The sequence below is a fragment of the Vibrio gangliei genome, assembly GCF_026001925.1.
GTDB lineage: Bacteria > Pseudomonadota > Gammaproteobacteria > Enterobacterales > Vibrionaceae > Vibrio > Vibrio gangliei.
The window spans coordinates 1,152,701-1,171,214 of record NZ_AP021869.1 but is presented as its reverse complement, the minus strand read 5'-3'; the positions used below and the strand labels follow the sequence as shown (position 1 = coordinate 1,171,214).

At 41.1% G+C, this 18,514-nt stretch carries 15 protein-coding genes; 7 read left to right on the top strand and 8 right to left on the bottom strand.

What is annotated here, in order from left to right:
- Window positions 1-80 precede the first annotated feature (80 nt).
- Both serC and Vgang_RS05305 read right to left on the bottom strand, forming a co-directional pair.
- Complete coding sequence (gene serC, locus Vgang_RS05310; protein WP_105902709.1) at window positions 81-1,163, bottom strand: 3-phosphoserine/phosphohydroxythreonine transaminase; 1,083 nt, start codon at window positions 1,161-1,163, stop codon at window positions 81-83.
- 211 nt (window positions 1,164-1,374) lie between these two features.
- Entirely contained in the window at window positions 1,375-2,637 is a 1,263-nt protein-coding gene (locus Vgang_RS05305) for a DUF945 family protein (RefSeq protein ID WP_105902710.1), read from the bottom strand.
- A gap of 293 nt (window positions 2,638-2,930) precedes the next feature.
- On the opposite strand from Vgang_RS05305, the gene Vgang_RS05300 reads away from it, so the two are divergent.
- On the top strand, window positions 2,931-3,485 hold the full coding sequence (locus Vgang_RS05300) for a hypothetical protein (RefSeq protein WP_105902711.1): 555 nt from the start codon (window positions 2,931-2,933) through the stop codon (window positions 3,483-3,485).
- Window positions 3,486-3,726: 241 nt separating this feature from the next.
- Here the strand turns inward: Vgang_RS05300 and Vgang_RS05295 are convergent, their stop codons facing one another.
- Window positions 3,727-4,320 carry a TfoX/Sxy family DNA transformation protein gene (locus Vgang_RS05295; RefSeq protein WP_105902712.1) on the bottom strand — a complete coding sequence of 198 codons (594 nt, stop codon included), beginning with the start codon at window positions 4,318-4,320 and terminating at the stop codon, window positions 3,727-3,729.
- A 498-nt stretch (window positions 4,321-4,818) separates the two neighbouring features.
- On the opposite strand from Vgang_RS05295, the gene Vgang_RS05290 reads away from it, so the two are divergent.
- The 6 genes from Vgang_RS05290 to Vgang_RS05265 all read left to right on the top strand — a co-directional run bounded on the left by Vgang_RS05290 (window position 4,819) and on the right by Vgang_RS05265 (window position 11,690).
- A complete protein-coding gene (locus Vgang_RS05290; protein WP_105902713.1) occupies window positions 4,819-5,724 on the top strand; it encodes a lysine exporter LysO family protein in 906 nt (301 codons plus the stop codon).
- Between the two features lie 193 nt (window positions 5,725-5,917).
- Window positions 5,918-6,457 (top strand): hypothetical protein, encoded by a 540-nt coding sequence (locus Vgang_RS05285; protein WP_105902714.1) that lies wholly within the window; start codon window positions 5,918-5,920, stop codon window positions 6,455-6,457.
- 103 nt (window positions 6,458-6,560) lie between these two features.
- Window positions 6,561-8,207 (top strand): pyridoxal-dependent aspartate 1-decarboxylase PanP, encoded by a 1,647-nt coding sequence (gene panP / locus Vgang_RS05280; protein WP_105902715.1) that lies wholly within the window; start codon window positions 6,561-6,563, stop codon window positions 8,205-8,207.
- Between the two features lie 275 nt (window positions 8,208-8,482).
- Complete coding sequence (locus tag Vgang_RS05275; RefSeq protein WP_105902716.1) at window positions 8,483-9,337, top strand: MurR/RpiR family transcriptional regulator; 855 nt, start codon at window positions 8,483-8,485, stop codon at window positions 9,335-9,337.
- A gap of 112 nt (window positions 9,338-9,449) precedes the next feature.
- Complete coding sequence (locus Vgang_RS05270; protein ID WP_105902717.1) at window positions 9,450-9,713, top strand: GrxA family glutaredoxin; 264 nt, start codon at window positions 9,450-9,452, stop codon at window positions 9,711-9,713.
- A gap of 294 nt (window positions 9,714-10,007) precedes the next feature.
- Window positions 10,008-11,690, top strand: coding sequence for an aspartate:alanine antiporter (locus tag Vgang_RS05265; protein WP_105902718.1), 1,683 nt, complete (start codon window positions 10,008-10,010; stop codon window positions 11,688-11,690).
- Between the two features lie 118 nt (window positions 11,691-11,808).
- Here the strand turns inward: Vgang_RS05265 and Vgang_RS05260 are convergent, their stop codons facing one another.
- The 5 genes from Vgang_RS05260 to nhaA form a co-directional block, all read right to left on the bottom strand.
- Entirely contained in the window at window positions 11,809-12,306 is a 498-nt protein-coding gene (locus Vgang_RS05260; RefSeq protein ID WP_105902719.1) for an AAA family ATPase, read from the bottom strand.
- Between the two features lie 181 nt (window positions 12,307-12,487).
- Entirely contained in the window at window positions 12,488-13,690 is a 1,203-nt protein-coding gene (fabV, locus tag Vgang_RS05255; RefSeq protein WP_105902720.1) for an enoyl-ACP reductase FabV, read from the bottom strand.
- Window positions 13,691-13,902: 212 nt separating this feature from the next.
- The gene (locus Vgang_RS05250) at window positions 13,903-16,200 is read right to left on the bottom strand and encodes an acyl-CoA dehydrogenase (protein ID WP_105902721.1); all 2,298 of its coding nucleotides are present in this window, start codon (window positions 16,198-16,200) and stop codon (window positions 13,903-13,905) included.
- 51 nt (window positions 16,201-16,251) lie between these two features.
- The gene (locus tag Vgang_RS05245) at window positions 16,252-16,881 is read right to left on the bottom strand and encodes a TetR/AcrR family transcriptional regulator (protein ID WP_105902722.1); all 630 of its coding nucleotides are present in this window, start codon (window positions 16,879-16,881) and stop codon (window positions 16,252-16,254) included.
- 429 nt (window positions 16,882-17,310) lie between these two features.
- The gene (gene nhaA, locus Vgang_RS05240) at window positions 17,311-18,465 is read right to left on the bottom strand and encodes a Na+/H+ antiporter NhaA (RefSeq protein WP_105902723.1); all 1,155 of its coding nucleotides are present in this window, start codon (window positions 18,463-18,465) and stop codon (window positions 17,311-17,313) included.
- Window positions 18,466-18,514 lie beyond the last annotated feature (49 nt).

Here is an 18,514-nt window from a genome sequence, read left to right as displayed (position 1 = left end):
GTTAGTTAACAAACAGCGATAAAAAACCCGTCACTCTCACAAGTCACGGGTTTTCTTTTATTTCACTTATTAAGTGTCTGTTAAGCGTTTTGTGCTTCAAATTCTTTCATGAAGTCCACTAATGCTTGTACGCCTTCAAGTGGCATTGCATTGTAGATAGAAGCTCGCATACCACCGACAGCACGGTGCCCTTTCAATGCTTGCAAACCACGAGCCTCTGCTTGCTCTAAAAACAACGCGTCTAATTCAGGTTTGGCTAGTTGGAATGGCACATTCATTAATGAACGGTTATTCGAATGCACATTATTACGGTAAAAATCTGACTCATCGATACATTGATAAAGTAAGGCCGCTTTTTCACGGTTTACTTTTTCCATCGCGGCAACACCACCATTGGATTTCAACCATTTAAACACAAGCCCTGATAAGTACCATGCATAGGTCGGTGGTGTATTGAACATCGACTCTTTTTCAAACAGCACTTTGTAATTCAAAATACTCGGCAGCTCATTACAAGCTAAATCCAACAAATCATCTCGTACAATCACAATACATAAACCCGCTGGACCAATGTTCTTTTGTGCGCCGGCGTAAATCACACCGTACTTAGAGACATCAATCTCACGCGATAAAATGGTTGAAGACATGTCAGCAACAATCGGCTTATCAGTGACAGGTAAATCATTAATTTCAATGCCATCAATGGTTTCATTTGGGCAAAAATGAACATAAGCGGCTTGCTCAGACAAAGGCCATTGTGAAGCAGGAAGAATTGCCGTTTTGCCATCAATTTCAGTGGATGCTTTGATCACGTTTGGTTGACAATATTTTTGCGCTTCATCCACTGCGCTTGCCGCCCAGTACCCACCGTCAATATAATCAGCTGTTTTGGCTTCACCGAGTAAATTCATCGGTACCGCTGCAAATTGTGCACGCGCCCCGCCTTGGCAAAACAACACTTTGTAATTGTCAGGAATAGACAATAGATCACGTAAATCTTGTTCCGCCTCTTCGGCTACTTTCAAAAAAGGCTTACTGCGGTGGCTGATTTCCATAACGGACGTGCCTAAACCATTCCAATTTAAAAATTCACTTTGCGCCTGCTGCATAACGGCTTTTGGAAGACTCGCTGGTCCAGCACTAAAGTTATAGACGGGTTCCATGATCAATGTTGCTCCTGCGTGATTAAAATAAAGGGTTTAAGAAAAATGTAACTACAGTAATACCATTTTTTATCAGATTGAGAAAAGCCATTTTTGAATAAATACAAAAAAAGAGGCCGACTTGGCCTCTTTACTGACTTAAGGATGAAAATAAAACAATTTCAGTCTTTTCTAATTGTAGAAATAACGGTAATTGTAGTAATAACGGTAATTATAGAAATAACGGTGCGATCACCATCAGTAAAGGCATAGATTTTCCACCTTTAAAGACCACATTGCCCGACTCAATGGTGCCATTAATATAATAGCCCTCGGCTTGTTGTGTCATAACACCTTGACGCATAAGATCATCTAGCCCTGGCTGAATAAATGGGAATTGTTTCACCATCTCATTTGAAATAAACGCATTCGCTCCACCTTGTACAGAAGACAAAATTTGCATCGGGTTCTTAGTAACTTGCTTGTCTGTTTTTGGGAAATCCAATTTCCAATCTGTATTAAATTTACCCTCTCGGATGGATGCTTTCATCTCGTTTAGCGACAGGTTGAAACCTTTAGCAAACAAGGCATCCACTGAATTCATCGCCTGCTTCATATCTTCAGCGCTAGGCGCTTGAGCCTTATTCTGATAAACACTCAGTAATTGTGAAAATGCCGCAATATCCAAGTTATTAAAAGACGCATCTAAGGCTAAGTCAGACACGGTTTCATCACTCACATTCACACTGTCTGCTGTCACCTTATGATGGCTTGAGAACGTACTGTCTGCCGAGTTTTCTTGCGTATTGAATTCATAATCAAATTGGTGAATATTGACCATACTCTCGCCTTGAGCATCGATCATATTGAACTCACCCATGGCAAGGTTTTGCTTCCCTAACCAAAACCCTTGTTTTTTCTCACCATGACCAGAACCACTCGCTGCATCAATGAGAATCGACTCTCCACTGCTAAAGTGACCATTAAAACCATCGAACTGATAATTGAACTCCACTTCGCCAGAACGAGTTATGTGAGCATTCAACTTGGCAGGAGAAAATTCTAGTTTCGAATTCAAATCGTTGGCAAAGGTAAACGCCATTTTTTGACTCGTTAAATCTAACGCCGTTGAGCCATTAAAATAGGTGACAGAATGAATATCGATTGGCAGCGTTTGATAGTCAACTGGCTTAGTATCGGTTGAAATACTGATTAAGCCATGACTGATATCATGATCAAGTACGAACTCTGTCGGCAAACCATCCATTTGCAGCTGTTGCTTTAATAGTGGATCAATCACTTTGATTTTCGTTTGTGCAGTTGAAGACAGATAGCCACGCTCGTAGTGAACCAATTCAACTTGGACTCCATCTTGATTAAGCTCAGCAACACCATTTTGAATAGTATTTTGCGCAAACTGCCCTACCGCCAATGGCCAACATGCAGCTAAAGCAACAAAACCACCAATAGCAGCAAACTTTTTCACGTTATTCATGTTAATCCTTCAAAAATAAAAATGAGTGCGACTAAGCACCTATCATCTATATAAATTACGATACCAATGTTTCAATCGACATATCATAACGCTAAGATGTCATCGATTCGTCAACTTTGATACGTCTTGTATCATATTCATAGTGACTTTGTTAATTTACATAGGGCTCTACTTCTGAGAAAATCGAGCCTTACAGACATTTATACTCAACATCATTGCCACTACTGCTTCTACGGTAAAGAGTATTTGCATTATTGCCAATAATTGATCACATAAGAAAAGGGTTTTCTTACATGCGCAAGTCTTTGATTCTAACAGGGTTATTACTAGCATCAAGCTCAGCTTTCGCCGCTAGCGATACCAGTGCTGCAAACATGAGCAATTTCAACTACGACTATATCGATGCTCGTATCGGTTTCAGCCCTATGACCTTTGGTGCTGGTATTAGTAAATCTATTCACCCTAACGCGCACGCCATTTTGTCACTTGATTCTGAATTTGATAGTGATTACGACCTATCCGCTGGTTTGGGTTTCCACGCACCGGTTAACAACTGGGCTGACCTAACAGGTGAAATGCTTTTCAAATTAGTTGATGACCGTAAAAAGTACGATAATGATCCAGGTATGGAAGTGAACTTAGGTGTTAGACAATGGCTTGGTCCACAATTCGAAATCGGTGGTAAAGTTGGTTATTACACCATCAATAACGAGCTCGATACCGATGAATGGTACGGTACAATTTCTGGACGCTTCCATGCAACAGAACTTTTCTCAATCGGCTTAGAAGGTAAACTGAACTATATCTATGGCGATCAAGTGATGGTAACGGCTCGCTTTAATTATTAATCACTTTTAATCGTCAATCCTTAGCATTGAGTCTAATTTTATCGATAACTGATTGTTTTTATTAACGGGTTGTTTTTATTAACGGATTGCTTTTATTAACAGATTGTTTTTATTTACGGATTTTCGTTGTTAACTGACTTTTAGATAATTGACGGTTATAGAGCAGATGACTAAAAAATAAGATATAAAAAAGCCTCGCATTCATAACAATACGAGGCTTTTTAATTGCACTTTGACTATCTTAATGATGCACACTGGATAAAAGTTGCTGCTTTCTAGGCTCTTGAATAAGTTTCCAATGACAACCATCAACGGCTCCGGCGAACTTCCATAACAACCGGATATCAACATCACCGCCATAAACTTCTTTGACTTTTTTAAATACATCTTCGGGTCCCATCTGCAAAAAGGTATTCACATCTGGAACGCCTGCTTTTTTCACCATACGCTCTAATGTTAGCTGCATATTTGGTAAGTCTCGTAATCTACGGCTATCGGCGGATTTTTGAAACGCTCGTTCTTGTTTAGAGTGTTCAATTGAACGCTGAACAATATCATCTAACTCTGCATCTCTTTCTGAAAACAGTTGTGTGATATCAAAATAATTTACGGTTGCCACGGTCTGCTTTTTCACATGCTTATATCTTTCACACCCCTTTTCACTCAAGATGGCATCTAACTCTTCACCACCACGAATAAAAATCGTATCATTCGAAAGCAAAGCATACATAGCATCGTCACTAAAAAGTCCAATACCTCCAAACATTGAACGCTTTTGAAATGCGCCAAACTTGGTCACATATTCCAAAAATGACCGTTCCATATTACTGCCCATTGTGTAACCTCCATACTTATGTTTAACCCCCCGATCAATACACAAGCGTCACTAACTGACATATTGTTTTAAAAACCAGCTTACACAACTATTCGTTCTCAATGACAAAGAGCGTTGATGACGTAAGTGGTTATAACTTCCATATTTTTGCGAGCGAGAATAAAAACCAGACATCCATTCACCGATTTTCTATGAACACGCTCTAATATAAATGATACTTCATGATAAAAATTAAGTAAGTACACAGCTCACATCAGCGTAAGAAAAGACTGACAAAAACGAGATGTGCATCGCATTAATTTCTCATTTTTGTCATGAAAGCGTAAAGTTATATCGAGACAAAAAATATCCTTATATTTAATAAGACTATCAATAAGCCGTTTTTAGCTTCTTATTTTCAATGAAAGTTTGACGTTCCTTTTTTTAATGAGGTGATTTTCATTCTCAAAATCATTAAGATAGCCCATCAATTTCTCTACGATCAATTTTGAGGTGTTTATGTATTCCGGCGTATTTATGATTTTTCTGCCGCTCGTGCTTGGTTACTTCATCACTCTCAAAAATGAAGATTGGCACCAAAAAATTAATAAGGCTGTTTCATACCTTATTTATGTGATTTTATTTTTCATGGGATTGAGTTTATCCTCACTGGATAACTTAGGCTCAAACTTGCAAACCATTGCTTTGTTTACTTTTACCTTCTTTATCTGTATTGGTACTTGTAACGTTGCCGCTCTCCCCTTAGTTGATAAATGGCTACCGATTGAAGCACACTCAAAAGCCGCCTCATTACCCATTTATGCTATGGCGTTAGAATCGGCAAAACTCATTGTCGTCGTAGGGGCTGGATTAGTGATCGGCTTGCTGGTTCCTTTCCACATTCCGTTTATTGCACAAATTAGTGAATCAATTTTACTTCTCTTGTTGTTCTTTATCGGTATTCAATTAAGAAACAGTGGGTTAACGCTACGACAAATCATTCTGAATAAACGAGGCATGATCATCGCCACCATTATTGTGGTCACGTCTTGGGTAGGAGGCATCATTGCTTCTTATATTTTGAATATTCCAATGACCAACGCTCTAGCGATGTCTTCAGGTTTTGGCTGGTATTCATTAGCCGGTATTCTCATGGGTGATGCTTATGGACCGGTTTATGGTGGTGCCTCATTTATGTTAGAACTGCTACGAGAGCTGGTTGCGTTAATTACAATTCCGATGCTAATTCGACGTTATCCGTGTACCAGCATAGGTTATGCTGGTGCAACCGCGATGGACTTCACCCTTCCAGTAATACAAAACACAGGCGGTGTGAAGTGTGTGCCTATTGCCATTGTGAGTGGTTTTATCCTGAGCTTATTAGTTCCAATACTCATGCTATTTTTTGTTTCACTCGGCGCTTAACAAACTGAGACAGTTTATGTCCACGAAAAGTGACAAAGGGTGACATCGAGCGCTGACGTTCATGTTCGACTTGTATAATATGTTTTATATAAAACTAATGTCTCTATAACTTGTATCTCTATAACTAATGAGACGTAAACATAGGTTCTACTGTTAGCTCCCTTTCGTAGAAAGTGCATATCAAGGAAAGAAAATGAAAAAATCGGTTCTGGCTTTATTATTTAGTGCAGCACTTGTCACTGTTACCAATACGGCGTCAGCCATTGAGGCAAACACCACCAATACCCGCTGTTTGGTTTCAAAATACGATGCTTATATCGATGCTTCGTTAACTTGGTATCAAGATCTTGTTTCTATCACCACCGACTCAAATCCTGAATTAAAAGAAGTGGGTGATTGGTTTTTACAAGGTAGGACTCACCACTTTGAACTTAATCGAGCCGCCGTTGATTATTATCTTGAGAATGAGCCTGCAAAAGTTGCTATTGATGAACAAGTTGAATCTTGGCTGAAACTCACTCAAGTGGATGTGAAAGCTCTATCCCAACGTGATGATGAATTAGGTTCAATTGCGAAAGCGACATTTGATGATCGTCAATCCATTCCAAATGAAAAGAACTACGAATTACGCTCAGCTTTCGCCGATTTACTCAGCCATCCGAGTAACATCAAGCCTGCACTCGATAAATACAATCAAGCCGTTGCGGCTGCTAACAAGATTCAGTGCCAATAAGCGTTTCAACCTACCGGCCTTATTTGAGCGAGACATGAACGATAATTTAGGCTAAATTGTCTCGCTCAGCTGTTGTATCCATTGAATAGAAGAAAATCGAGTTATGGGATCTGATGACAAAATTGTAGATGTCAATTTTGAGAGTTTGTTACGTATTTTTACCGTACCAGAAGCACCTGATTCAACATTAGGTCACATCGAACAAAAGCTCTCTCAAAATCTGAATGAGTTTCTAAGAGAGCACATCGTTGCAGAAGAAAAACCGTTATCAGAAATTGAAAAAGATTTCTCCGATGCCGCTATTCCTGAATCCCCTACTTTTGTTTCAAAACATACTCAGCATTTGCTTGATACTGTCGTGTCTCATTCTGTTCACACCTCAGCACCTAGTTTCATTGGCCACATGACTTCGGCATTACCTTATTTTTTAATGCCACTGTCCAAGATTATGATCGCGCTCAACCAAAACTTAGTCAAAATAGAAACCTCTAAAGCCTTTACGCCTTTAGAACGACAAGTTTTAGGTATGCTACATCGGCTAATCTATAGCCAAAACGATGATTTTTATCAGCAATGGATGCACAGTGCAGAACATTCTCTTGGTGCCTTTTGCTCAGGTGGCACGATTGCCAATATTACGGCTTTGTGGGTAGCCCGCAATAATGCCTTAAAAGCGGATGGCGAATTCCAAGGAGTAGAGGAAGAAGGCTTATTTAAGGCCATGATGCACTACGGCTACCAAGGTATGGCGGTGTTAGTATCGGAGCGTGGCCACTATTCTTTGAAAAAAGCCGCCGATGTTCTCGGTATCGGCCGTGACAGTTTGGTTGCGGTTAAAACAGATGAACACAACAGAATTTGTCCAAAAGCATTAGAAGATAAAATTGCCGAACTCAAAGCCAAGAACATCAAACCATTTGCCATTGTTGGTGTGGCTGGCACAACGGAAACTGGCAACATTGATCCTCTCAATACCATTGCAGACATTGCTCAGCGCGAAGGTTGTCATTTCCATGTTGATGCTGCTTGGGGTGGCGCAACCTTAATGTCGAATAATCATCGCTATTTACTCGATGGGATTGAAAAAGCGGATTCAGTCACGATTGATGCACATAAACAACTGTACATCCCTATGGGCGCAGGCATGGTGTTATTTAAAGACCCGAGAGCCATGCACGCTATTGAGCATCACGCAGAGTATATTTTACGTAAAGGCTCGAAAGATCTGGGCTCGCATACCCTTGAAGGTTCCCGTTCTGGGATGGCGATGCTTGTCTATTCAAGTATGCACATTATTAGCCGACCAGGTTATGAATTACTTATTGATCAAGGGATTGAAAAGGCACAATATTTTGCAGATTTAATTAAACGACAGCCTGATTTCGAACTCATCTCTGAACCTGAATTGTGCTTGCTCACTTACCGTTATGTACCAGAAAAAACCAAACAAGCATTACAACTGGCTTCTCAAGATCAGAAACAGCTATTGCATCAACTTCTTAACGAGTTGACGCAATTTATTCAAAAAACACAAAGGGAAACCGGCCTGTCTTTTGTTTCTCGTACTCGATTAACCCCACAACAATGGGATCGAATGGAAACCAGTGTTTTTCGTGTTGTATTAGCCAACCCACTGACGACACGCGACATTTTACATTCTGTCATTGAGGAACAACGTCAGATAGCACAAACCAGCCCGGTGGTTTTACCCAAAATTATCGCTCTGACTGAGTCGATTTTATCTTGCTAATTAGAAGCCAATACCTAAAATTCAAAGAGCTAAGGGTCAAATAACGCTCAATCTGTAACTTTGTTTCTGATTTCAGGGAATCAAACTACAGATTGAGCGTTTTTAAGTTCAATAAATTCAATTTATACTTACAAAACTGTAATTTAATTTGAGCTTTGTCATATTCTCACGACAAAATATCACTCCACTACATCCAATCCCATTCTGTCGTGGTTATACTCAGTGTCATACCCAATAAAGTAAGCAGAATTTGCCCCTATCGATTCGAGAGCAGTATGAATATATTAGAAAAAATCCAAAAGAACCTCGATATTTTCAGCAAATCAGAACGTAAAGTCGCGGAAGTGATTATCGAAGCGCCGCAAACCGCGATCCATTCTAGTATCGCCACTTTGGCGAAAATTGCCGATGTGAGTGAGCCAACTGTTAACCGATTTTGTCGTCGACTGGATACCAAAGGTTTTCCTGACTTCAAACTTCATCTTGCACAAAGTTTGGCCAACGGCACGCCTTATGTGAATCGTAATGTGGAAGAATCGGATGGCCCAGATGCTTATACGCACAAAATATTTGAATCGACCATGGCGTGTCTTGATGTGGCCAAAAACAGCATTGACCCATTTCAGATCAATCGCTCGGTTGACTTATTAACTCAAGCCAAACGAATTTCCTTCTTTGGTCTCGGTGCATCTTCAGCGGTCGCCAAAGATGCTCAAAATAAATTCATTCGTTTCAATATTCCTATCATGAATTTTGATGACATCGTTATGCAGCGTATGAGTTGCATTAATTCAACGGAAAATGATGTCGTGGTATTGATTTCTCATACAGGCCGCACCAAAAGCCAAGTAGAAATCGCCCACCTAGCGCGAGAAAATGGTGCCACGGTTATTGCCATCACAGCAAAAGATTCACCACTCGAAAACGCGGCGGATTTAGCCATCACACTCGATGTTCCAGAGGATACTGATGTTTATATGCCAATGGCAAGTCGTGTCGTACAAATGGTCGTAATTGATGTATTAGCAACGGGTTTTACTCTACGCCGAGGGTCAGGTTTTCGTGAAAACTTAAAGCGAGTTAAGGATGTACTCAAAGATTCACGTTACGACAAGATAAACCCAATCTAGACGCGCTTTAGTCCTAGAGGCTATTCATCATTCCTTTTATGACTAAATCACGCCTTTAAAAACGTTCTGACTTCAGGCATAGTTAACGCCATTAAGAACAAAGGAGAATACTATGTTTGTCGTTATTTTTGGTCGCCCTGCTTGCCCATACTGCGTTCGTGCTAAAGAACTTGCAGAAAAACTAAAAGAAGAACGTGATGACTTCAACTACCGCTATGTTGATATCAACGCTGAAGGCATCACTAAAGCGGATCTTGAAAAAACTGTAGGTAAACCAGTTGAAACTGTGCCTCAAATTTTTGTCGATCAAGACCACGTGGGTGGCTTTACTGAGTTTGAAGCATACGCAAAAGAGAACCTTGGTTTATACAGCTAATTAGATTGCTGTCGTCAGTCAGATTTGGCTGATAAAGACTTAAGAACGGTCAGAATTACTGGCCGTTTTTTTATGCACATTAACAATATTGAAATCTTTTTGAAGTAAAAACTTAACAGGTGAAAATTTCATCATCATTTTTCGTTTTTTCTCTTATTTCTTGTCAATTTATCCGATACACTTTGCACTTTAAACACCGACTTTTAGATCATTAGCGTCATTGATGACACGTATATTCGCCAGTATGGAGCAGGCTTTGATCTATTCTTGTATAAACGTCACTTGAGAAATACTGTGAATATAGACGTCTCTGCGCTGTTAAACCAAAACCCAATTTTATTGCTGTTTGTTGTGCTCGCCATCGGATTGTCGATTGGTAAAATTCGTTTTGGTAATTTCCAATTGGGTAACTCCATTGGCGTATTGCTTACCGCCCTATTTATGGGGCACCTAGGATTTGTGTTTAATGCTGAAGCGTTAACCATCGGCTTTATGCTGTTTATTTACTGTGTCGGTATTGAGGCTGGCCCTAACTTTTTTGGCATATTCTTCCGTGATGGTAAACATTATTTCTTCTTGAGTCTGATCGTTTTAGCCACAGCAACAACGCTCACGTACAGCCTTGGGCATTTCTTTGGATTAGATTTTGGCCTAACGTCCGGCATCATGGCAGGTTCCATGACTTCAACGCCGATTCTGGTTGGCGCACAGGATGCATTAAACTCAGGGCTAGGCACTATTCCTGAAAATATGCAGCTTTCTACTGTCTTGGATAATTTATCCGTCGGTTACGCTTTATCCTATTTGATTGGCTTAACCAGCATGATTTTATTCGCAAAATTATTACCAAAACTACAAAGCGAAAACTTAAGTGACTCAGCGCAGCGCATTGCTCAAGAGCGTGGACTTGGTGGCGCAGGTCAAAGAAAAGTTTACCTGCCAATTATTCGTGCCTACCGAGTTGGACAAGAGTTGATTGATTGGACGGGTGGTAAAAATTTACGTGAGCTAGGGATTTACCGTCAAACCGGTTGCTACATCGAACGTATTCGTCGTAATGGCATCCTAGCACACCCTGATGGTGATGCTATTTTGCAGTTAGGTGATGAAATTGCGCTTGTAGGCTACCCAGACAGCCACGCTCGCCTAGATCCAAGTTTTCGTAATGGTAAAGAAGTATTCGACCGTAACCTGCTTGACCTTCGTATCGCAGAAGAAGAGATCGTCGTAAAAAGTGACAGTATCGCAGGTAAAAAATTATCGGATTTGAACATCGCAGAATACGGCTGTTTCTTAAACCGTGTAGTGCGTGCTCAAATCGAAATGCCGATGGATTTGAACATCGTATTGGCTAAAGGTGATGTTCTACAAGTCAGTGGTGAAAAGAGCCGCGTGCTTGGCTTGGCGGAACGAATTGGTTTTATCTCTATTCACAGTCAAATCGCAGACCTATTGGCTTTCTGTAGTTTCTTTATCATTGGCTTGTTATTTGGCTTAATCACCATGACTTTCGGTCAGGTCACTTTTGGCCTTGGTAATGCGGTTGGTTTATTAATTTCAGGTATCACGTTAGGTTACCTACGAGCTAACCACCCTACCTTTGGCTATGTTCCACAAGGCGCGTTAAACATGGTAAAAGACTTGGGATTAATGATATTCATGGTTGGGATCGGTTTAAGCGCCGGTTCCAATATGCTGGAATACCTTAGCCAAATGGGTCTGAAAATTGTTGGAGTCAGCTTTATTATTAGCGTGCTTCCTGTTGTCGTGGCCTATTTATTTGGCGCTCATATTCTGAAAATGAACCGAGCACTATTATTCGGTGCCATCATCGGTGCGCGTACTTGTGCACCTGCCATGGACATTGTAAACGACTATGCGAAGTCAACGATTCCTGCGCTAGGCTATGCGGGTACTTATGCTATCGCCAACATATTGATGACGCTAGCCGGCACATTATTGATAATACTCAGTTAAATCGCTACAAATATTGGATAGAATATAATGCCAGCATCATTGCTGGCATTATTGTTTTCATCTGTCCAATAAGGACTAGTTAACCCGATCTCGGGATAAGAAAGTCCATTAAACACAGTTAGTTAGTTTTTATCTGCCGAACAGTGAAACCTTCATCTGGCTTCGGCGCTTCAAAATATTGAGTGACATACAAGAACATACTTTCCGTATCAAACTGCGCTCTCTCTGGTTGTTCTACTCGACGCTGTTTGAGACATTCCAGGCAGGTTTGGTCAGATACTTCAAGATAGATGAGCTCATGTTCTACTCTGGATGCCTCGGCTAATCGCGCAAACCATTCACGTTGTTTTTTGGTGTTGGCAGGAAAATCTAATACAACGTCAGCTCCAGACTCAAGGATATTTTTTACATGGTTAAACATGAGAGGTTTAATTCTTGAGGCAAATTTTAAATAGTCTTCGAAATTTGCAATAAGATCTGGGTAGAGAATACTGAGCCATTCATCTTCACTAATATGAACAGCATTCAACTCTTGAGAAAGGTGCTGAGAATAAGTGGATTTGCCCGCTCCCATTTTGCCAGCAAAAAAATACAGTTTCCCTAATGATTGCTGCATAGGCCTAACCTCTTAGTATGTGAATGTATACCCAAGTCTTAGGGGCTGTTGACCCTAGGTATAAACCAAGTACTTAGCTATAAACATAATCACTTAAACACACATGCACAACACCAACAACAAAAAAGCCAGCAAACTTATTAGCTGCTGGCTTCATTCAATACAAACAAATTAACTTTGATTAAATATCTTGTACGTCAAAGTTTACTTCTGGGTTGACGTCGGCTTCATAATCCACACCATCAACACCGAAACCAAACAGTTTCAGGAACTCTTCTTTGTACTCAACGTAATCTGTTAACTCTTTCAAGTTTTCAGTCGTCACTTGAGGCCATAGATCACGGCAATGCTGCTGAATATCTTCACGTAATTCCCAATCATCTAGGCGTAGACGGTTTTTCTCATCCACTTCTGGCGCAGAACCATCTTCTTTATATAGACGTTGAGTAAACATACGATGAATCTGCTCCATACAGCCTTCATGTACGCCTTCTTGGCGCATTTTCTTGAACACCATCGCGATGTAAAGCGGCATAACAGGAATAGCAGAGCTGGCTTGAGTAACCACACTTTTCAGTACTGCAACATTCGCTGTACCTTTGATACCGGCTAGTTTTTCATTCAATGCTGCTGCTGCACGATCTAAGTCCATTTTCGCTTGGCCCAGTGCGCCATCCCAGTAGATTGGCCAGGTTAGCTCAGTACCGATGTAGCTGTAAGCCACCGTTTTACAGCCTTCTGCTAGCACGCCAGCTTCAGACAAAGCTGCCATCCACAATTCCCAATCTTCACCACCCATCACGGTGACGGTGTCTTTGATTTCTTGCTCAGTTGCAGGCTCAACGCTTGCTTCAATGATCACGTCTTTATTGGTATCAACCGCTGTTGCTGTGTAAGTTTCACCGATTGGCTTAAGAGAAGAACGGATCACTTCACCGGTTTCTGGCATTTTACGTACTGGCGATGCAAGCGAGTAAACCACCATATCAATCTGACCTAAGTCTTGCTTGATAAGCTCGATGGTTTTTTGTTTTGCTTCATTTGAGAACGCATCACCATTTAAGCTTTTAGAGTATAAGCCTTCTTCTTTTGCGAACTTGTCAAAAGCCGCTGAGTTATACCAACCCGCAGTACCAGGTTTTTTCTCTGTGCCAGGCTTTTCGAAAAACACACCGATAGTTGATGCGCCGCCGCCAAATGCAGCTGCAATACGAGATGACAAGCCATAACCACTAGAAGAGCCTACCACTAATACGCGCTTCGGAGCGTTAGCAATAGGACCTTGCGCTTTGGTATAAGCAATTTGTTCTTTTACGTTTGCTTCACAACCCACAGGATGTGTCGTTGTACAGATAAATCCACGGATTTTCGGTTTGATAATCATATTCAGCTTCCTTTAAAAAACCCCTGTAGGATAAAAGTTTATCCCGTGTTTCGCATCTTATTTCTCAGATTTTTTGTGCCAAATCATGGTGGTTAGACCTCTTCTTGACCAATATTCACGCAAATTTTCATTCGTTATCCGCAGTTAGTTATAAGAAAACGCCACAGTAAAACTATGGCGTTGTTTGGGTAGATGTCAATCGCGCTTAAAACTTAGGCAGCGCTATTTAACTTTTTTGCTGATGTCACCTTTGTATCCTGATCGTGTGTGCGTATTTCACTAAAATCATGGCTAAAGTGATCAACTTGGATTGAGCGGTAACGAATTTCGTCTGCTTTTAAGATTTGGTCGACTTCATCTTGCGTTAAGATGTTTTGTTCTAACGCTGAAGCTAAACGCTCTTTTAGCACACCTGCTTTTGGTAATTTACCGTCTTTCACCGCAGACATGATCTTACGCTCTAAATGCTTCACGCCATACATAGCAATGAATGCACGTTCGATCAAACCAACGCTGTCGTTTTCATCGTCACCGATATAACACAAGTTGGTCAAACGATCGCGATGTTCCCCTGGTGTCATTAAACTTTCAGCCACTTTGGTTTTTTGCTTATCTGACGGCGCTTTAAAACGATTACCTAGTGGGAAAACTAATAGCTTCAGTACATTAGCAGCAACACGACTTGGCAGATTACGGTAGGCTTCAGATAAACCTTCTGCCGCTTTGCTTAGACAATGGTTCATTGCGTAATGCACATAGTCTAAATCGGCTTGCTGACGGCCTTCATCTTCATAACGTTTTAACACCGCAGAACCTAAGTATAAGTAGCTCAGCGCATCACCTAGACGAGCAGACAGCATTTCTTTACGTTTTAGCTCACCACCAAGAGTCAACATCGCAAAGTCTGTTGTCACCGCAAGTGCTTTACTTAGACGCGTCATATCACGGTAGTATTGCTTGGTTGGCCCCGAAGTATGCGACTTAGCAAAACGTGAGCCGGTTAATGCCATGGTAAACGCACCTAAGCTATTTTTAATCGCATAACCCATGTGTTTAAACAATAAATTATCGAATGCCTTCGCACCGGCTTTTTCATCTGGATTCGCTGCGGCTTCCATCTCTGGCAATACAAATGGATGACAACGGGTTGCACCTTGACCAAAAATCATCAAGTTACGCGTTAGGATGTTTGCTCCTTCTACTGTGATCGCCACTGGCGCACCGTAGTAATGATGAGCAAGATAGTTCATTGGCCCGGTTTGAATAGCACGCCCTGAGTGAATATCCATTGAATCATTTAAGATAGTGCGAGCCATTTCTGTCATGTGATATTTGGCAATCGCAGTCACAATCCCCGGCTTTTCACCCATATCAAGAGACGTTGTTGTTAAGGTACGTGCAGCTTCCAGCATATAAGTCATACCACCAATACGCGCCATGGCATCGGCTACCCCTTCAAACTTACCAATCGACATACCAAATTGCTTACGCACATAACCATAAGCACCAGTCGTTCGGCTCGTTAGATGACCAATCGCCGTGCCTAATGCGGGTAATGAAATACCACGACCAGCCGATAGACATTCCACCAGCATACGCCAACCTTTACCGGCGTAATCTGCACCACCAATGAGCCAATCCATTGGGATGAAAATATCTTCGCCACGAGTTGGGCCATTCATAAACGCAAGGCCGAGAGGATCATGGCGCTCGCCGATTTCGACACCTTCGTGATCTGCAGGAATCAAGGCACAAGTAATACCAAGGTGGTCTTTATCGCCAAGCAAATGGTCTGGATCATCCAGTTTAAATGCAAGACCAAGTACTGTCGCCACTGGTGCTAACGTAATGTAGCGCTTGTTCCAACTGAGTCGGATACCAAGTACTTCTTTACCATCATGCATGCCTTTGCACACCACACCTTTATCTGGAATCCCACCCGCATCAGAGCCGGCTTCTGGCCCCGTTAAGGCAAAACATGGAATATCCGTACCATCGGCTAAGCGAGGTAGCCAATAATCTTTTTGCTCTTGTGTTCCGTAGTGCGACAAGAGTTCACCAGGGCCTAATGAATTTGGCACCATAATCGTCACCGCAGCACTGATACTACGTGTGGCAATTTTAGTCACAATGGTTGAGTTCGCATGTGCAGAGAAGTTCAAGCCACCGTAGGCTTTATCAATAATCAAGGCGAAGAATTTTTCTTTACGAATGTATTCCCACACTTCTGGTGGTAAATCACGATCCTCTTGCACCACTTTATAATCATCTAACATGCCTAGCAGAGTTTCGACTTGATTATCAATGAAAGATTGCTCTTCTTGAGTTAACTGCGGCTTCGGATAATTGTGTAGTGTTTGCCAGTCTGGTGAACCAGAAAATAATTGCCCATCCCACCAGACACTGCCCGCTTCCATCGCTTCACGCTCAGTGCTTGAAAGTGGTGGTAATACTTGTTTAAACCATTTAAACGCCGGGTCACTGATCCATTTTTGTCTTAGTGAGCTCATAATTTATTCCTTTTCCACGTTATTTAGTGTCATTGTTATTATTAGATTTTCCTAGTCTTGCGCAGCTACACCGGCAGCTAAGAATGGGATTAATTGTTGAATAAGCACGTCTGAATCGACTTTTTTACCATAAGAGTTATAGGCAATTTCCGCCAATGCCTTACTTGAAGACATGGTGAACACGCATGTACCAAGCGTGAAGTGCAATCGCCAAAACAACGTCTCAGGATCGAGTTTCGGGTTGGCCTTTTGTACCGAACTTGAAAACAAATTCAGCACGCTGCTATAACGCGTGGTGATAAACCAACGCAAGTGCCCTTGTACATCGGTGTATCCACGGCCGGTCAATAACATAAATCGACTGGCACCATTTGGACGTAATTTATCCAAAGACAACAAAGGTTGAATTAACGTGTTAAACACATCCGTCATGGTATAGTTTTCTTGCTGATTCAATTCCGTTAGCGTTTTTTCCAGCGCGGGCATAAACGCTTCTAAGTAACGGTTTAGAACGGCACGAACTAACGTTTTCTTGTCTCCAAAATGGTAGTTCACTGAGGCTAAATTGACATTGGCTTTGGTGGTAATCGTACGTAATGACGTATCATTAAAACCATGTTCAGCAAATAGTGCCTCTGCAACATCCATGATTTTGGCTTTTGTTTTGTTTTTTGCTGTCATTTTAATTGCCTGTATTAAACGCTTGTTTGAAATATTAACAAGAAGTGCTCAACAGACAAGTGCCGTTGTTCACAATTGTGAAGCATTGCACTTACAATTTTTTAATTCCTTTATAATCAACCAGTTAAAAATCATTAAAATTAATTTGAAAAAAGATTGAACCGAATGGATAAAGGCCAGTCCTATATTACGTAGCAAGTGAAGAATGCAAATTTGCAAATCTCTTACTCATAGCTGAAAGAGCTTCACAATAGTTTCTACACCTAATTGCAATTTTTTTCATATACAACTCCTATATTGTTTTAGCCCATATCAAATTGATTTGGGCTTTTTTTTCGTCTGTTTTTTGTCATTCCGATAACTCCCAGATAATAAAAAAGGCCACTGTAATCAGTGACCTTCTACGAATTTTTTTGTTGCTGTTTTACACTAATTAGACTTGACAGACTTAGGTAGGAACATATTCAGCATAATGTAACCGAGTACCGCTGCAGTCGTTGAACCAATGAGTATTCCCAAACGGGCGTAAGTATCGAAGTCGGCATCTACGTTGGTAAAAGCCAATGATGAGATGAAAATCGACATGGTAAAACCAATACCGCACAATACTGATACCGCAAAGATCTGCTTGAAATTAATCCCTTCTGGTAATTTTGCCAGACCCGCTTTCACAGATAACCAGCTGAAACTAAACACACCTAATGGCTTACCAATTAACAAACCTAATGCAATGCCCATTGGAACGGTTGACGCTAGACCAGTCAGTGATACACCTTCTAAAGAGATACCCGCATTGGCAAACGCAAAGATAGGTAAAATAAAGAAGTTCACATATGGATGCAGTGCATGTTCTAGACTTTTCAGTGGTGACTTTTCACCTTCCTTGCCATTAAGTGGAATGGCAAAACCAATTAATACGCCAGCCAAGGTTGCATGCACACCTGATTTCAGTACGCTCACCCACAAAATGAAGCCAACGATTAAATACCAACGGGTTTTAGTCACATTTTTCATATTCATGATGAACAGTATTGCGGTTGCGATAAAGCCAACAAGTAGTGCTAAAGTCGAAAGGTCGCTTGAATAGAACAAAGCAATGATCACAACAACACCAAGGTCATCAATAATCGCAAGTGCCAATAAGAACACTTTTAGACTCACAGGCACACGAGGGCCTAATAACGCCATGATACCAAGAGCAAACGCAATGTCTGTTGCGGCAGGAATAGCCCAGCCGCCAACGGCTACAGGATCATGCAAGTTAAATACAAGGTAGATTAACGCTGGTGCAACCATACCGCCAATGGCTGCAATGGCGGGAAATACAGCTGTCTCTTTTGAACGTAATGCGCCAATCATCAACTCACGCTTTACTTCCAAACCAATCAACATAAAGAAGACGGCCATTAAACCATCGTTGATCCAGTGTGAAGCAGACATGCCTAAAATATAAGAGTGAAGCGCTTCATAATACACATAGCCGAATGATGAGTTGGCAACCAGCATCGCAATAACAGCGGCAATGACAAGAATGATGCCGCTTGCTGATTCCATCTTAAAAAAATTGATAACTTTATCTCGCATAACTTTTCCTTAGTTGGCGTGAAGTCAAATAAAACAAAACATGGTTTTA

Bases quoted from the DNA above. Each gene is read 5' to 3' on its own strand.
- serC (WP_105902709.1), bottom strand. From the start codon at position 1,163: ATGGAACCCGTCTATAACTTTAGTGCTGGACCAGCGAGTCTTCCAAAA.
- Vgang_RS05305 (WP_105902710.1), bottom strand. From the start codon at position 2,637: ATGAATAACGTGAAAAAGTTTGCTGCTATTGGTGGTTTTGTTGCTTTA.
- Vgang_RS05300 (WP_105902711.1), top strand. From the start codon at position 2,931: ATGCGCAAGTCTTTGATTCTAACAGGGTTATTACTAGCATCAAGCTCA.
- Vgang_RS05295 (WP_105902712.1), bottom strand. From the start codon at position 4,320: ATGGGCAGTAATATGGAACGGTCATTTTTGGAATATGTGACCAAGTTT.
- Vgang_RS05290 (WP_105902713.1), top strand. From the start codon at position 4,819: ATGTATTCCGGCGTATTTATGATTTTTCTGCCGCTCGTGCTTGGTTAC.
- Vgang_RS05285 (WP_105902714.1), top strand. From the start codon at position 5,918: ATGAAAAAATCGGTTCTGGCTTTATTATTTAGTGCAGCACTTGTCACT.
- panP (WP_105902715.1), top strand. From the start codon at position 6,561: ATGGGATCTGATGACAAAATTGTAGATGTCAATTTTGAGAGTTTGTTA.
- Vgang_RS05275 (WP_105902716.1), top strand. From the start codon at position 8,483: ATGAATATATTAGAAAAAATCCAAAAGAACCTCGATATTTTCAGCAAA.
- Vgang_RS05270 (WP_105902717.1), top strand. From the start codon at position 9,450: ATGTTTGTCGTTATTTTTGGTCGCCCTGCTTGCCCATACTGCGTTCGT.
- Vgang_RS05260 (WP_105902719.1), bottom strand. From the start codon at position 12,306: ATGCAGCAATCATTAGGGAAACTGTATTTTTTTGCTGGCAAAATGGGA.
- fabV (WP_105902720.1), bottom strand. From the start codon at position 13,690: ATGATTATCAAACCGAAAATCCGTGGATTTATCTGTACAACGACACAT.
- Vgang_RS05250 (WP_105902721.1), bottom strand. From the start codon at position 16,200: ATGAGCTCACTAAGACAAAAATGGATCAGTGACCCGGCGTTTAAATGG.
- Vgang_RS05245 (WP_105902722.1), bottom strand. From the start codon at position 16,881: ATGACAGCAAAAAACAAAACAAAAGCCAAAATCATGGATGTTGCAGAG.
- nhaA (WP_105902723.1), bottom strand. From the start codon at position 18,465: ATGCGAGATAAAGTTATCAATTTTTTTAAGATGGAATCAGCAAGCGGC.